This window comes from Actinokineospora auranticolor (genome assembly GCF_041897805.1).
Taxonomy (GTDB): Bacteria; Actinomycetota; Actinomycetes; order Mycobacteriales; family Pseudonocardiaceae; genus Actinokineospora; species Actinokineospora auranticolor.
Map to the genome: position 1 here is coordinate 2,982,678 of NZ_CP154825.1, position 13,960 is coordinate 2,996,637.

Annotated in this window: 18 protein-coding genes; 12 read left to right on the top strand and 6 right to left on the bottom strand. The window is 70.7% G+C overall.

Annotated features, from left to right (window positions below):
* Positions 1-167: 167 nt before the first annotated feature.
* Both V5P93_RS13635 and V5P93_RS13640 read left to right on the top strand, forming a co-directional pair.
* The gene (locus tag V5P93_RS13635) at positions 168-1,019 is read left to right on the top strand and encodes a helix-turn-helix transcriptional regulator (RefSeq protein ID WP_104475717.1); all 852 of its coding nucleotides are present in this window, start codon (positions 168-170) and stop codon (positions 1,017-1,019) included.
* 26 nt (positions 1,020-1,045) lie between these two features.
* A complete protein-coding gene (locus V5P93_RS13640; protein ID WP_104475719.1) occupies positions 1,046-1,228 on the top strand; it encodes a DUF397 domain-containing protein in 183 nt (60 codons plus the stop codon).
* Between the two features lie 69 nt (positions 1,229-1,297).
* On the opposite strand, the gene V5P93_RS13645 is transcribed toward V5P93_RS13640, so the two are convergent.
* Together V5P93_RS13645 and V5P93_RS13650 are read right to left on the bottom strand one after the other, a co-directional pair.
* Positions 1,298-1,564, bottom strand: a complete 267-nt coding sequence (locus V5P93_RS13645; RefSeq protein ID WP_104475721.1) for a WhiB family transcriptional regulator — start codon at positions 1,562-1,564, stop codon at positions 1,298-1,300.
* A gap of 314 nt (positions 1,565-1,878) precedes the next feature.
* Positions 1,879-2,241, bottom strand: a complete 363-nt coding sequence (locus tag V5P93_RS13650; protein ID WP_104475723.1) for an STAS domain-containing protein — start codon at positions 2,239-2,241, stop codon at positions 1,879-1,881.
* Between the two features lie 79 nt (positions 2,242-2,320).
* Between V5P93_RS13650 and V5P93_RS13655 the strand changes: the two genes are divergently transcribed.
* The 4 genes from V5P93_RS13655 to V5P93_RS13670 are packed head-to-tail and all read left to right on the top strand — an operon-like array spanning position 2,321 to position 6,939.
* On the top strand, positions 2,321-3,055 hold the full coding sequence (locus V5P93_RS13655; RefSeq protein WP_104475725.1) for an HAD family phosphatase: 735 nt from the start codon (positions 2,321-2,323) through the stop codon (positions 3,053-3,055).
* Entirely contained in the window at positions 3,052-5,406 is a 2,355-nt protein-coding gene (locus tag V5P93_RS13660) for a glycoside hydrolase family 65 protein (protein WP_104475727.1), read from the top strand. Before V5P93_RS13655 ends, V5P93_RS13660 begins: the two co-directional genes overlap by 4 nt.
* Positions 5,407-5,442: 36 nt before the next feature.
* Entirely contained in the window at positions 5,443-6,114 is a 672-nt protein-coding gene (locus V5P93_RS13665) for a hypothetical protein (protein ID WP_104475729.1), read from the top strand.
* A 9-nt stretch (positions 6,115-6,123) separates the two neighbouring features.
* Positions 6,124-6,939, top strand: coding sequence for a hypothetical protein (locus V5P93_RS13670; RefSeq protein ID WP_245930889.1), 816 nt, complete (start codon positions 6,124-6,126; stop codon positions 6,937-6,939).
* Here V5P93_RS13670 and V5P93_RS13675 read toward each other — a convergent pair.
* Positions 6,936-7,730, bottom strand: a complete 795-nt coding sequence (locus V5P93_RS13675) for a SigB/SigF/SigG family RNA polymerase sigma factor (RefSeq protein WP_181043295.1) — start codon at positions 7,728-7,730, stop codon at positions 6,936-6,938. The genes V5P93_RS13670 and V5P93_RS13675 overlap by 4 nt on opposite strands.
* Positions 7,731-7,741: 11 nt before the next feature.
* Entirely contained in the window at positions 7,742-8,212 is a 471-nt protein-coding gene (locus V5P93_RS13680) for an ATP-binding protein (RefSeq protein WP_146107860.1), read from the bottom strand.
* 106 nt (positions 8,213-8,318) lie between these two features.
* Here V5P93_RS13680 and V5P93_RS13685 point away from each other — a divergent pair, with 106 nt between their 5' ends.
* The 3 genes from V5P93_RS13685 to V5P93_RS13695 are packed head-to-tail and all read left to right on the top strand — an operon-like array spanning position 8,319 to position 9,529.
* Complete coding sequence (locus tag V5P93_RS13685) at positions 8,319-8,741, top strand: CBS domain-containing protein (RefSeq protein WP_104475733.1); 423 nt, start codon at positions 8,319-8,321, stop codon at positions 8,739-8,741.
* A 45-nt stretch (positions 8,742-8,786) separates the two neighbouring features.
* Positions 8,787-9,182, top strand: a complete 396-nt coding sequence (locus V5P93_RS13690; RefSeq protein WP_104475735.1) for a phage holin family protein — start codon at positions 8,787-8,789, stop codon at positions 9,180-9,182.
* The gene (locus V5P93_RS13695; protein WP_104475736.1) at positions 9,179-9,529 is read left to right on the top strand and encodes a DUF3618 domain-containing protein; all 351 of its coding nucleotides are present in this window, start codon (positions 9,179-9,181) and stop codon (positions 9,527-9,529) included. Before V5P93_RS13690 ends, V5P93_RS13695 begins: the two co-directional genes overlap by 4 nt.
* Positions 9,530-9,598: 69 nt before the next feature.
* Here V5P93_RS13695 and V5P93_RS13700 read toward each other — a convergent pair whose 3' ends face one another.
* Positions 9,599-9,775, bottom strand: a complete 177-nt coding sequence (locus V5P93_RS13700; protein WP_181043235.1) for a hypothetical protein — start codon at positions 9,773-9,775, stop codon at positions 9,599-9,601.
* Positions 9,776-9,884: 109 nt separating this feature from the next.
* Here V5P93_RS13700 and V5P93_RS13705 point away from each other — a divergent pair, with 109 nt between their 5' ends.
* On the top strand, positions 9,885-11,825 hold the full coding sequence (locus V5P93_RS13705; RefSeq protein ID WP_104475740.1) for a SpoIIE family protein phosphatase: 1,941 nt from the start codon (positions 9,885-9,887) through the stop codon (positions 11,823-11,825).
* Positions 11,826-11,829: 4 nt separating this feature from the next.
* Here the strand turns inward: V5P93_RS13705 and V5P93_RS13710 are convergent, their stop codons facing one another.
* Positions 11,830-12,636, bottom strand: a complete 807-nt coding sequence (locus tag V5P93_RS13710) for a hypothetical protein (RefSeq protein WP_104475742.1) — start codon at positions 12,634-12,636, stop codon at positions 11,830-11,832.
* 156 nt (positions 12,637-12,792) lie between these two features.
* Here V5P93_RS13710 and V5P93_RS13715 point away from each other — a divergent pair, with 156 nt between their 5' ends.
* Both V5P93_RS13715 and V5P93_RS13720 read left to right on the top strand, forming a co-directional pair.
* On the top strand, positions 12,793-13,455 hold the full coding sequence (locus V5P93_RS13715; RefSeq protein ID WP_104476680.1) for a suppressor of fused domain protein: 663 nt from the start codon (positions 12,793-12,795) through the stop codon (positions 13,453-13,455).
* 43 nt (positions 13,456-13,498) lie between these two features.
* The gene (locus tag V5P93_RS13720; RefSeq protein ID WP_104475744.1) at positions 13,499-13,891 is read left to right on the top strand and encodes a hypothetical protein; all 393 of its coding nucleotides are present in this window, start codon (positions 13,499-13,501) and stop codon (positions 13,889-13,891) included.
* Positions 13,892-13,960: the final 69 nt, after the last annotated feature.

The window sequence follows — 13,960 nt, forward strand, 5'->3', positions numbered from 1 at the left end:
GCAACAGGTGAACTGCGGGGTCTGGGGGTTGTCGGGGTCTGCTGTTGTGGAGGATTGTTCGGGGGTGCCGGTAGAGTAGACCGTACGGTGCGTACGTACGCTGAGAAAATACTTCGATCGAGTGAATGGGGTACGTACTTGGCGTAGTTGTGTGCAGACTGTGCGGCATGGAAGATCGAGACGAACTCAGCCCCGGTTCCCTGGTTCGACGCTGGCGACTCGGCAAGCAGCTCCGCGAACTGCGCGAGGCGGCGGGCAAGTCGCAGGACGACGCCGCCGAGTACCTCGGTGTGAAGCGGCCGACGATCAGTCGGATCGAGAACGGGCGGCACGCGATCCTGTCGCGCAACGTGCGGTTCCTGTGCCAGCTCTACGAGATCGGCGCGCCACAGGTGGACACGTTGGTGCGGCAGGCGGAAGAGAGCAACGAGCGTGGCTGGTGGGTCAGCCACAGCGACACGATGCCGGACTGGTTCCAGACCTGGGTCGGCTTCGAGTCGGACGCGCAGGAGATCCGGATCTACCAGTCCGAGTTGGTGCCCGGCTTGCTTCAGGTCCCCAGCTACGTCCGCGACGTTCGGGCTGCCTACCTCGACAAGCCCGACGAGGCCGAGTTGGAGAACGCCGTCCTGTTCCGGCGGCAGCGGCAGAAGCGGCTGGAGACCAACCCGCCCCACCTCCACGTCATTCTCAACGAGGCCGTTGTCCGGCGACCGGTCGGCGACATGAAGGAGCAGCTGGCCAGGCTCATCGAGGTTTCGGCCGAGCCCTACATGACCCTGCAGGTGCTGAACTTCGAGGCTGGCATCCACCCCGGCATGACCAACCCGTTCACCCTGCTGACCTTGCCCGAGGAGGAATCCCCTAACTTTGTCTTCTTGGAGCACGCAGACGGCGCCGTCTACCTGGAGCGGCCCGCCGACCTGGCCAGGTACTCGAACAGCTTCGAACGGATGGCGCTGCTGGCGCTCTCGCCTGAAGAGACCCGCGCGTTCTTGACTAGCCTGATCGGCAGCTAGGCACTGCCGATCGGGAGGATCAAGTAATGACGCAGAACCAGATCCGCTGGCGTAAGAGTTCCTTCAGCGGTGGAAGCAACGGCGACTGTGTGGAGCTCGCGCACACGCTCACCGCTGTCCGGGACAGCAAGAACCCGGCGGGCGCGGCCCTTGCGATCGACGCAATGGCCCTTGTCACCGCGGTGAAGTCCGGCATCCTGGGCCGGTAGCGGTTGGCCCCGCCCCGCGAGGGGCGGGGGCAACGCAAACAAAATCCCCGCCCTCCGGGGCGGGGTCCCTCAGACCGGCGGTGTCACGCCCCTTCTTCGGAACAGCTCCGCCCGCTCGTTCTCATCCATCCCACCCCACACCCCGTACGCCTCTCGCGTCGCCAGCGCGTGCTCCCGACACCTGCGCAGCACCGGACACCCCGCGCACACCAGTTTCGCCTGCCTGACTCGTCGTTCGCGGGCTTTGCCGCGTTCGTTGTCCGGGCTGAAGAACCGGTCCGACGACACCTGCCTACAGGCACCCAGGGCCTGCCACGCCTCAGTCGCAGTGCTCACTCCTGCGTGCTACCCGAGCTACTCGACCAGCAAACGACGCGTTCGGGGTTCAGTCAACTACTCTCCGCGCACACTTGCGGGTAATAAAAGACCGCCGATCGGACCGGGGTGGGGGGTGGTCCGATCGGCGGTTAGTGCCACCTGCGGCGCGGCCAGGACGTGCGTCCAGCGATGTCGGGGGGTACATCTGCCGGGAAACGTCCGTGGGGTTCCTCGCTGCGGTGACAACCGTACTAACGCGTAACCCCCGCGCGGCGTTCCCGACCGGAGGTGGTCTTGATCACGCTCCGCTATCGAGGGGCCCGATGGGCCCATCAGTCGACCAGCGCGTCCTCGACCGTCGGCCTTAACTCCAGCACCTGCGACAGGCCGCTGATCTCCAGCACCCGGTTTGCCATCGACGCCCCTACGACCAACCGGAAACCGGCGCCCACCTCGCCCGCGCGTTCCGCCGCCCGGGCCAGGCCCGCCACCCCGGCGGACCCGAAGAACGACACCTTGTCCAGGTCGACCACCACCAGCCGCGCGCCCGAGTCGAGGGCGCCCGCCATGCGCGCGGTGAAGCGCGGCGCGGTCAGCAGGTCGATCTCGCCGTGGGGTCGGATCACGACGGCGCCGTCCGGATGCTCGTCGACCACGACGTCGAGCAGCTGCGGCGGGGTGGAGGCGTCGGGCATGGGGGCATTCTCCCAGGAGTACACGCGATTTGGCAGCGCCAGGCCTGCCCCGGCGCGTCACCGGCGGTAGCGTCGGCACATGATCGGTCTGCCTGACGGCGTCGCGGCCTGCCTGTTCGACCTCGACGGGGTGCTCACCAGCACGGCGACCCTGCACGAGATCGCGTGGCAGCGCACCTTCGACGCCTTCCTCGCCACCCGCACCGACGGCGACCGCGCGCCGTTCACCAAGCACGACTACACAGCCTTCGTCGACGGCCGCCCCCGCGCCGACGGCGTGCGCACCTTCCTCACCTCCCGCGGCATCCGCCTCCCCGAGGGCGAACCCGACGACACCCCCGATGCCGCCACCGTCAACGGTGTCGGCAACCGCAAGAACGAGGCGCTGCTGGCCCTCATCGACGAACGCGGCATCCAGCCGTACCCGGGCTCGGTGGCCTACCTCAACGCCGCGCGCGACGCCGGTCTCAAGATCGGCGTGGTCACCTCGTCGGCCAACGGGGAACACGTCCTCGACGTCGCCGACCTGGCGGAGTTCGTGCAGGCCCGGGTGGACGGCATCACCATCGCCGACGAACACCTGCGCGGCAAACCCGCCCCCGACTCCTTCCTCGCGGGCGCCCGGGCGCTCGGCGTCGCCCCGTCGGAGGCCGCCGTGTTCGAGGACGCCCTGTCCGGCGTCGAGGCGGGCCGCGCGGGCGGGTTCCGCTACGTCGTCGGGGTGAACCGCGCCGACCAGGCCGAGCAACTGCGCGACCACGGCGCCGACGTCGTCGTCGACGACCTCGCCGACCTGCTGGGGGGATCCCGATGAGCGGCGGTTTCGACCTCGACCCGTGGCGGCTGCGCTGGAGCGACCTCGCGCTCGACCAGCTGCACCGAACCGAATCGGTGTTCGCCCTGGCCAACGGGCACATCGGGCTGCGCGGCTCGCTCGACGAGGGCGAACCCGTCGGCCTGCCCGGCACCTACCTCAACGGCTTCTACGAGGAGCACGCCCTCCCGTACGCGGAGATCGGCTACGGGTACCCCGAGGCCGGGCAGACCGTCGTCAACGTCACCGATGGCAAGATCATCCGACTGCTGGTCGAGGACGAGCCGCTCGACCTGCGCTACGGCCGGGCCCTGCACCACCACCGCACCCTCGACCTGCGCACCGGGATCCTCTCCCGGGTCACCGAGTGGGAATCGCCGACGGGCAAGCGGGTCCGGGTGTCCAGCCAGCGGATCGTCTCCCTCACCCAGCGCGCGGTCGCGGCGATCCACTACGTCGTCGAGCCCATCGACGAGAGCGGCCAGACGCAGCTCGTCGTGCAGTCCGACCTGCTGGCCAACGAACCGATCGAGAGCCGCACCCGCGACCCGCGCGTCGCGCTCGCGCTGAAATCGCCGCTGGAGGGCGAGTTCCAGCGCGCCGAGGGGACGCGGGCCGTGCTCGTGCACCGCACCCGGCAGTCCGGGCTGCGCGTGGCGGCCGCGATGGACCACGAGATCGAGGTCCGCGACGGCCTGCGCACCGACATCACCGTCGAGGACGACCTGGCGCGGCTCACCGTCGCCGCCGACGTCCCGGTGGGGGAGGCGTTGCGGCTGACCAAGTTCCTCGGCTACGGCTGGTCGTCCACCCGCTCCGCGCCCGCCCTGCGGGCCCAGGTCGAGGCCGCCCTGGCCGGTGCCCGGCAGACCGGGTGGGACGGCCTGCTCGCCGAGCAGCGCGCGTACCTCGACGACTTCTGGGAGGCCGCCGACGTCGAGATCGACGGCGACGACGAACTCCAGCAGGCACTGCGCCTCGGCCTGTTCCACATCCTCCAGGCCGGTGCCCGCGGCGAGAGCCGCGCGATCCCCGGCAAGGGCCTCACCGGCCCCGGCTACGACGGCCACGCGTTCTGGGACACCGAGACGTTCGTGCTGCCCGTGCTCACCTACACCGTCCCCGAGGCCGCCCGCGACGCGCTGAGCTGGCGGCACGGCACGATCCCGCTGGCCCAGGCACGGGCGAGGGTGCTGGGCAAGACGGGCGCGGCGTTCCCGTGGCGGTCGATCAACGGCCAGGAGTGCTCCGCGTACTGGCCCGCCGGTACGGCCGCGTTCCACGTCTCCGCCGACATCGCCGACGCCGTGGCCCGCTACTACGCGGCCACCCTCGACGCGGACTTCGACGCCGAGCAGGGCACCGAACTGCTCGTCGAGACCGCGCGGTTGTGGGCGTCGCTGGGTCACCACGACCCGCACGACGGGTTCCGCATCGACGGCGTCACCGGGCCGGACGAGTACACCGCGGTCGTGGACAACAACGTCTACACCAACCTCATGGCGCAGAAGAACATGCTGGAGGCAATCAAGGCGGCCGAGCGCAACCCGTCGGTCGCCGCGCACCTCGGGGTCACGCCGGAGGAGATCGAGACGTGGCGCACCGCGGCCAACCGGATGCGCATCCCGTTCGACGACATGCTGGGAGTCCACCAGCAGGCCGAGGGCTTCACCTCACACGAGGAGTGGGATTTCGAAGGCACGCCCGGTAAGCACTACCCGCTGCTGCTGAACTACCCGTACTTCGACCTGTACCGCAAGCAAGTGGTGAAGCAGGCCGACCTCGTCTTGGCCATGCACCTGCGGGGGGACGCGTTCACGCCGGAGCAGAAGGCGCGCAACTTCGCCTACTACGAGGCGCGGACGGTGCGGGACTCGTCGTTGTCGGCCGGTACGCAAGCAGTGCTCGCAGCGGAGTGCGGGCACCTCGACCTCGCGCACGCGTACCTGGCCGAGGCGGCGCTCACCGACCTCAACGACCTGCACGACAACGTCGGCAACGGGCTGCACATGGCGTCGCTGGCCGGGGCGTGGCAGGCGGTCGTAGCCGGGCTGGGCGGCATGCGCGACCACGACGGGCAGCTGTCGTTCGCGCCGCGGCTGCCGTCGGCGCTGGCGCGGGTCGCGTTCCGCATGTGCTTCCAGGGCAGTCGGATCCAGGTCGAGATCACGCAGGGGAGCGCGGTGTACCGGCTGGTGTCCGGCAAGCCGGTCGACGTCGCGCACCACGGCGAACCGGTGCGGATCGAAGGCGAGGTCGCGCTGGACATCCCGGCGCCGCCGTCGCACCCCGCGCCGTCCGCGCCGAAGGGCCGGGAACCGCGCAGGCGGACGAAAGCCGGTGGCAGCTGACGGTTACGCTTCCCGCCGTTCCCGGGGGAGGAGAGCATGGAATCGGACGAGCACGCTGCGCTGCGCGCCAACAATCCGTTCAATGCCAAGCGGGCGGCGCTCGCGGGCCACTGGGGTTGGGAGTTCGCGCCCGACGCCCAGTGGCTGCTCGGCCGCTGGCCGGTGCTGCCCGTGGTGGCCCGCTGGTCGAGCCACTACCGCGCCGCGCACGCCGACCGCTGCTACGGGGCCGTGATCGGCGCGATGAGCGGCGTCGAGTTCACCGTGTTCGACTTCCAGCACGACCTGGTGCGCGGGCCGACGGCGCCGTCGTGGCTCGCGTCGAGCTGGATGAACTTCGTCACCGACACGGTGTGGGTGGTCTCCCTGCCGACGCCGATGCCGCACGTGCAGGTCCTGCCCAAGAAGAACGGCTACTGGTTCCTCGGCTGGAAATTGGGCCGCCCGACCACCCACCACGCGGCCTTCAACCAGCAACACCGGCTCGTTGACACCGACCCCGACGTGGCCGCGCGGGTGCTGACCCCGGCTGTCGTCAACGCGGCGGTGGCCCTGGACCTGGGCACCTGGGCGCTGATCGGCAACGACCTCGTCTACACCGAGGCGTCCCTGCACGGCGGCACGCCACCGGAGCGGATCGTCGAGGTGCTGGGCAAGCTCACCGCCTTCCTCGCGCATCTGCCCTATGACGTGGCGCTGAACCCGTAGGGTCGGGCGGTGGATTCCGAGCGCAACATGAGGTTCATCCGCCGCTTCAACTTCGATGTCGTCAACCAGCAGCGCGTCGGGCTCGCCGCGCAGCGGGGCTGGCGGTTCGACCCGGATGCGCCGTGGCTGCTGGACCAGTGGCCGGTGCTGCCGTTCACCGTGCGCGGGGACATGCGCCACGTGTATGGCGCGGTCACCGGTGTGGAGAGCGGCATGGAGTTCACCGCGTTCCAGTACTTCCGGCGCCCCACGGTGGTGAACCACAAGGCAGTGGGGATCACCGTTCGGCAAACCGACCAGTACGAGGTCGAGTCGGTTTTCGTGGTGTCACTGCCCGTGGTGATGCCGTTCGCGCAGGTGTGGTCGAAGCGCCAGTGGTACCCGGGTGGGCCGGAAAGGTGTCCGCGCCCGCAGACCCACGACCCGAAGTTCAACAGGCGCCACCGCTTGATCGACACAGACCCGGCGGTGGCGGCGGCGCTGTTGACACCTCAACTCGTGGGGACGGTGATGGCGTTGAAGTTGGGCACGTGGTCGCTGGTCGGATCCGACTTGGTGTACACGGAAAGCGCGGTGGACACCGGCTCCGGCCCGGAGGGTGTCTTGGCGGTCCTCGCGCGGTTGGCGCAGTTCGTCCCGTGGCTGCCGTATCACCTCGGACAGCCGAAACCGGGCGCTCAACCGCACCGCGCTCATCCGGGACCGCAGCAGCAGCAACCGGTGTACCCGCCACAACCGCGGTATTCGGCGCCGCAGCCGTATCCGGTGCAACAGCCCTACCCGCAGCAGCCTTATCCCGGTCCGCCCTACCTGCGCCGCCTCTAGTCCTCCATCATCGTCTCGCGCAGCTGCGCGAGGGTCTTGGAGAGCAGCCGGGACACGTGCATCTGCGACAGCCCCACCTGCTGTGCGATCTGCGTCTGCGTCTGGTTCCCGTAGAACCGCAGCAGCAGGATTCGGCGCTCGCGTTCGGGCAGGTTCGCCAGCAGCGGCTGGAGCGTTTCGTGGTACTCCACGCCCGCCAGGGCCTTGTCCTCCACGCCGATCCGGTCGCCGACCGACGTGTTGTCCTCGTCCGGGCCGATGATCTCGTCCAGGGACTGCGACCGGTACACCGCGCCCGCCTCCAGGCCCGAGTACACGTCCTCCACCGGCATGTCCAGGTGCCTGGCCAGCTCCGACGGCGTCGGCGCCCGGCCCAGCCGCTGCGACATCTCGCCGGTGGCCGCGTTCACGGCCATGTGCAGCTCCTTCAACCTGCGCGGCACCCGCATCGCCCAGCTGGTGTCGCGGAAGTGCCTGCGCACCTCGCCCATCACCGTCGGTACCGCGAACGACAGGAAGTCGCTGCCGCGGTCCGGGTCGAACCGGTCCACGGCGTTGATCAGGCCGAGGGTGGCGACCTGCAGCAGGTCGTCGTAGGGCTCGCCGCGGTTGGCGAAGCGCTGCGCGATGTGCTGCGCCACCGGGAGGAACCCGGTCACCAGCTCCTCGCGCACGCGGGCCCGGGCCTGGCCCTCCGGGAGCCGGGCGAGGTCGTCGAACAGCGGCAACAGGTGGCCGTAGTCGCTGTTGTCGTTGCGCTTCGAGTTACCGCGCCGGGCCGTGTCGGTCAGATGTGGCTGGGTCACGCGACCGCCGCCCTCCTCGCCATGCACAGGTCGATCACGAGTTCGGCGAACACCTCGCCGTCGAACACCGCCGTGGAGACCGTGTCCACCAGCGTCGAGATCAACCGCCACCCCAGTCCGGACCGCGCCAGCGGCGTCTCGTTCAGCACCGACACCGAGCACCGCACCCGCACTTCGGTCGGCGTCGGGTCGAACTGCACGACCAGCGTGGAGAACGGCAGCGCCCGCGCCAGCAGCAGTCCGCACGCCTCGTCGACCACCAGCCGCAGGTCGGCGATGGAGTCGATGTCGTAGTCCTGGCGCATGGCCACCGCCGCTGCCATGGTCCGCACGAGCGGCAGCTGCGCCAGCGTCGCGTCGAGCCGAAGTTCCACGGCCTCGCCCGCGCGGTTGCCCATGGTTACACCCCGTTCCACAGCCAGGTGCGGCCGCGATACGGCGCGGTTGTGGTCTCGCGGCTTGGTCATGGGCAGCGGGTACCCGGATGGGCGGATTCCACACCTGGGTGGTGTGCGGTGTCGCCCGGGGTGGGTAGCCCACGACGGTCAGTCATCCGATTCGAGGGAGGCACGCATGACCACGGCCCGCGACATCATGAGTTCCGACGTCACCTGCGTCGACAGCTCGCAGACGATCCTGGAGGCGGCCCGCATGATGGCGGCGCTCGACGTCGGCGCGTTGCCGGTGTGCGGGCAGGACAACCGGCTCAAGGGCATGATCACCGACCGGGACATCGTGATCAAGGTCATCGCCCAGGGCCACGACCCGCGCGCCTTGCACGCCAGCGAACTCGCCCAGGGCCCGGTCATCACCGTCAACGCCGACGACGACGTGGACCAGGTCCTGTCGAAGATGTCCTCCCACGGCGTCCGGCGGCTCCCGGTCCTCGACTCGAACCACGAGCTGATCGGCATCGTCGCCCAGGCCGACGTCGCCCGCGTCCTGCCCGCCCCCCGAGTGGGTGAACTGCTCGGCGCGCTGTCGTCCGCCGGATAGGCCGCCATGGCGTAACCGTGCTTGGACCTGGGTAACCCGGTGGGCATGAGCGAGCAACGGGAGCTGTCGACCGGGGAACTGGTCAGCCGCCTCAGCGAACAGGTCTCGCGCCTGGTGCGGGACGAGCTGGCGCTGGCGAAGGCGGAACTGCGGGACAAGGGCAAGCAGGCGGGCCTCGGCGCCGCGCTGGGCGGGGTGGCCGGGGTCGTCGCCTGGTTCGGCGTCGGCGCGCTGGTCGCCGCCGCCGTGGCCGGGCTGGCGGTGGTGCTGCCGGTGTGGGCGTCCGCGCTGGTCGTGGCGGGAACGTTGTTCCTGGTCGCGGCGCTGCTGGGCGTCGTGGCCGCCAACCGGTTCGGCCGCGCCACGCCGCCGATCCCGCGCCAGGCCATGGACAGCACCCGCCGAGACGTCGAGACGGTGAAGGAGAGTGCCCACCGATGAGCGGGAGGTCCGAACGCGCCGAGCTGCGCGAGGAGATCGAGGAAGCGCGCGAGGAGTTGGCCGAGACCGTCGACGCGCTGGCCGCCAAGACCGAGGTGGGTAGGCGGGTGGGGGAGAAGGCAGACGAAGTCAAGGGAGCCGTCGTGGAGAAGGCCGATCAGGTGAAAGACACCCTGACCGAGCGCGCTCACGAGGCCAAGGAGCGGGTGGAGGACCTCACCGAGCAGGTGGGCGCGCGGGCCGGTGAGGCCGTCGCGTTCGCCCGGCGCAAGCCGGTGCCGGTGGCCGTCGTGGCCGCGTTGTTGGCTGGGTTGGTCGGATTGGTGGTGTGGCTGCGTTCGCGGTGATACCAAACCGCGTGTCGTAGTGGCGCGAATGACGGACAGTGGGGCGGTCGGCGCGCGACCGCCCCGGTGTCAGTCCTGCTCGGTGGGGGAGTGTTCCGGATCTTCGGGCTCTTGCTCGAGGCCGTCGGCGGTGACGGCCTCGACCGGGATGGGGTGGCGGGTGTGTTTGCGGGTGTAGTCCGCCAGCGGGGCGGTGCTGCGGTCGAGATCGTCGGTGATGTCGGCGTCGTCCTTGGGGTCGGTCACGTGCGTGAGGTATCCCGTGGTCGGGTCCGCCACACCCGGGCGGCCGATGTTGCGTCCGCCGGGCGCGCGGGGAAGGCTATCGCCTGGGCCATCGCCGGATGCCCCTGAGATGGGCGAGGGGGACAGGCAACTGCACGAGATGGACCCCGCGGCGCTCGCCTTCGAAACCGCCCCGGCGATCATGTGGATGTTCGCCGGGCCGGACCACCGCGTCGTCGCGGCCAACCGACTGGCCAGGGCCAGCGTCGGAGACCGGCCGGGGCTGATCGGTACCCCGGTCCGCCAGGCCGTGCCCGAGGCCGACGGCTACCCCGTGCTCGACCTGCTCGACCAGGTCGCCCGCACCGGCGAGCCCGTGCTGGGCCTCGAACGGCGCGTCGAGGTCGACCTCACCGGCGGCGGCGCCCCGGCCGAGGGCTACTTCACCTACAGCGTGCTGCGGCACACCGCGCCCGACGGCAGCCACGTCCTCGTCGCGCACGTCGTCGACGCCACCGACTCCGTCCGGCAGCGCCGCGCCGCGGAGGCCGAGGTCGCCGACGTCCGGCAGCGGCTCGCCGTGGAACGCGACGTGGCGCTGCGGTTGCAGCGGGGTCTGCTGCCCGCCGGGCTGCCGCTGCTGCCCGACCTGGGGCTGGGCGCGGCGTACGTGCCCGCGGGCGAGTGGCTGACCGCGGGCGGCGACTGGTACGACGTGGTGCCGATGCCGGGGGACCGGGTGGGGCTGGTGCTCGGCGACGTCGTGGGACACGGGCCGACGGCGTCCGGGGTCATGGGGCAGTTGCGCGCGGTCGCGGCGGAACGGTTGGTACGCGGTGGGGCCGTAGTAGAGGTCTTGACCGCATTGGACGCTTTCGCCGCGTTGTGCCCTGACGCGCGCGGTAGCACCGTCTGCGTGGCGGTGTTCGACCGGTTGACGCGAGTGCTGGAACACGGCAGTCGCGGCCACCCGCGTCCGTTGTTGTTGGACGCCGAAGGCGTGCCTGGATTCCTCGACGGTCCTATCGGGCCACCGTTGGCGTTCGGGGACGGCTCTTCGCCGATAGCGCACACCACGCTCACGACAGGCGAAACGCTCGTCCTGTACTCCGACGGCGTGGTGGAGGCCCCCGGCCGCGGCTTCACCGAAAGCCGCGACCTGCTGGCGGACAGGGTTTCCCGCGTAGCGGCGGAAAACCCGGACGTGGATCCCCGGGAGCTGCCGACGCTGGTATGCGCCGCCCTGGCGTCGTTGGTGGATAACGAGACCTCACGCGACGACGTGAGCGTCCTCGCCGCGACGGTGCTCGCGGGCCCGGGGCCGCGGTTGTCGCTGGCGCTGCCGGGTACGGCCGAGCAATTGGCCGTGCTGCACCGCGAACTCAACGCGTGGCTCGACGCGCTCTCCGCCCACCGCGACGACCGGAACGCCATCGCGCTGTGCGTGGTCGAGGCGGTCACCAACTCGATCGAGCACGGCTACCGCGACCACAGCGGGACGGTCACCGTCCTCGGTGAACTCGACGGCGTCGGCGGGGTGCGGGTCACGGTCTCCGACGCGGGCACCTGGCGCGAACCCGTCGAACGCAGCCCCTACCGGGGCCGGGGCATGCTGATGATGCGCGAGTGCAGCGACCACCTCAACGTGGACACCGCCGAGGACGGCACCACCGTCACGATGCGCCGCTCCGTCCGCCGGCCCCCGGTGCCGCTCCCCGACGCCGACGTCCTCCCGCGCGCGCCGGTCACCCACGCGCTGGAGGTCAAGATCGGGTTCGAGGACTCGACCGTCCGCATCGCCATCAGCGGCATCGCCAACTCGTCCAACGCCGAGGACCTGCGGGTGCCGCTGCGCGAGGCGGCCCGCAGCGGCGTCCACACCTGCGTCTTGCTGCTCGACGGCGTGGAACTGCTCACCAGCGCGGCCCTGCGGGTGCTGTTCGAGCAGGTCGCCGACCTGCGGGCCACCGGCTGTGCGCTGCGCATGGTCGCCGCGCCGACCAGCCCGGCCGCCGCGGCCCTGTCCGCCAGCGGGCTGGACCGGGTGTTGGCCATGTCGCCCACCGAGTAGCCGGTCAGCCCTTGCAGGACGCGGTTCGCTCGGCCCCGTCGTGGAACTCGACCGGGTGGTGGTCGGACTGGGCGATCTTCACGCAGCGCCAGGCCCGGTACCCGGGGGGTTGGGCGGCGGAAGCGACTCCCCAGTCGAGCTCGGAGCGGCTGTGGGTGGGCTGGCCGCTGCGGTAGATCACGCCTGCGGGGAGGCTGGGCACGGCGCTGGTCTCGATGTTCATGTCGCCCAGCAGCAGCCACGGGACGGGCGTGCCGTCGGCGGCCGTGCTGTGCGTGTTGACCTGCGTGACCTTCGTCCGCACGTCTTCCAGGGAGAACTGGTCTTGACCGGGGGTGGCGTGCATGGTCCAGATGAACCCCTCGCTGAACTTCAGCCCGAACGCCGCGCGGAAGAGGCGGCCGTTGCGGCTCGGGGGCACGATCACGCAGCGCGGGATCAGTTCCGGGTCGGCCTTGGTGGCGATGCCCAGGTGCTTGCCGGTGTTGCGCCGCTGGTCGAGGATGGTGACGTAGAAGTACTCGCGCTGGTACTTGTACCGGTACACCGGCAGCTTCTGCGTGCCCACCGGGTCCACGGTGTCGCAGTCGATCTTCCGGAACGGCCTGCCCGAGGGGATCTTGACCTCTTGCAGCGCGACCACCGTGTGGTCCTTCATGAGCTTGCCGATGTCGGACAGGCTGCGCTCGTAGGTGTTGAAGGTGGCCGTCGTGCCCCAGTCCGTCGGGTCCGCGGCCGCCACACCGGGCACCGCCACCAACCCGACGAACAGTGCCAGCACCGCGGAAACCGCCCGGTTGCGTGACTTCATCGCGCCTCCGATCCTCTCGGGCCCATGCTGCTGGCCCGCCGTCCCGGTGCGCCAGGTCAGCCACCCGGCCCGTCCCGCGTCACCCGTTCCCGCCGGTCGACACCACCCTCCGCGAACGCCCGACGCCCCGGACCTTGATCAACTAGGGTGGTCGGCGTGGACGAGGCGCGCGGATCGGGAGTCGAACGGCACGAGTCGCGGCACGACGGGTTCGTGCCCGCGGCGGGGCTGTCCTCGGCGGCGGCCGACGCGATCGAGCGGCACGTCGAGCGGTACCTGGGGCCGGTCGAGTACGTGCTGCACGAGTTCGTGTCGCACCTGGTCGAGGCGCACGTGCTGGTCACCGGGCCGACCGCGGACCGGCCGTACCGGAGCCTGGTCACCGCGGGCATGAGCGGCCGCCCCATGACCGTCCCCGACGGGGTGAACCCGTTCGCGGAGGTCATGACCACCGTCCCCGCCGCGTGGTCACCGTCCCCGGAGGACTGGCCGGTGCGGGTCCTCAAGCAGGTCGCGCGGCTGCCGCACGAGTACGGCACGTGGGTCGGCGAGTGGCACTCCCTGCCCAACGGCGAGCCGTACACGCCCGACACCCCGTTCGCCGGGGTCGTCGTCGCACCGATGGTCACGGTCGCCCCCGAGGCGAGGGTCATCCACGTGGGGGACGGCACCGCGATCGACCTGCTGGCCTTGGTCCCGTTGCACCCCGCCGAGGTGGCGTTGAAGGTCGACCGCGGCACCCAGGCCCTCGTCGAGGTGCTGGACGAGGGCGGCGTCACCGAACTGCTCGACCCGGACCGCCCCTCGCTGCTCGACTAGCCTGTCTGGTTTGTCGGCTCACCTGCCCGGGTAGCACCCGCCCATGAGCACCGACGGCTATCCCGCGGACCTGAGCCAGGCCGAGGCCCTCGACGAGGACAACCTCCGGGTCGACCCCCTGGAGGAAGGCGTGGAACCCCCGGAGCGGTGGGCCGAGGCCGACCGGTTCGGCATGACGGTCGCCGAGCAGCGGGCGGGCGAGACCCTGGACCAGCGCCTGGCGGAGGAGGAGCCGGACGTGGCCCCGGATGACAGCCCGGGCCCGGACACCCCCTTGCGCGAGGTCGACGACCGCATCGACACCCGCACGGACGACCTCGACGACCCCGCCCCACCCGAACCCCACCAACCCCTGCGCACCGAAGCCGAACGAGACGGGCGTTCCGCCGACGAAGCGGGTGGCTCGGTGGCGGAGGCGCTGCGGGAGGGCAGGTGACCTTCGAACTCCCCGGCGGTGGGGAATTCCGCGCCGCCCAAGGGAACCCTTGACCCTCGGGCGATCATG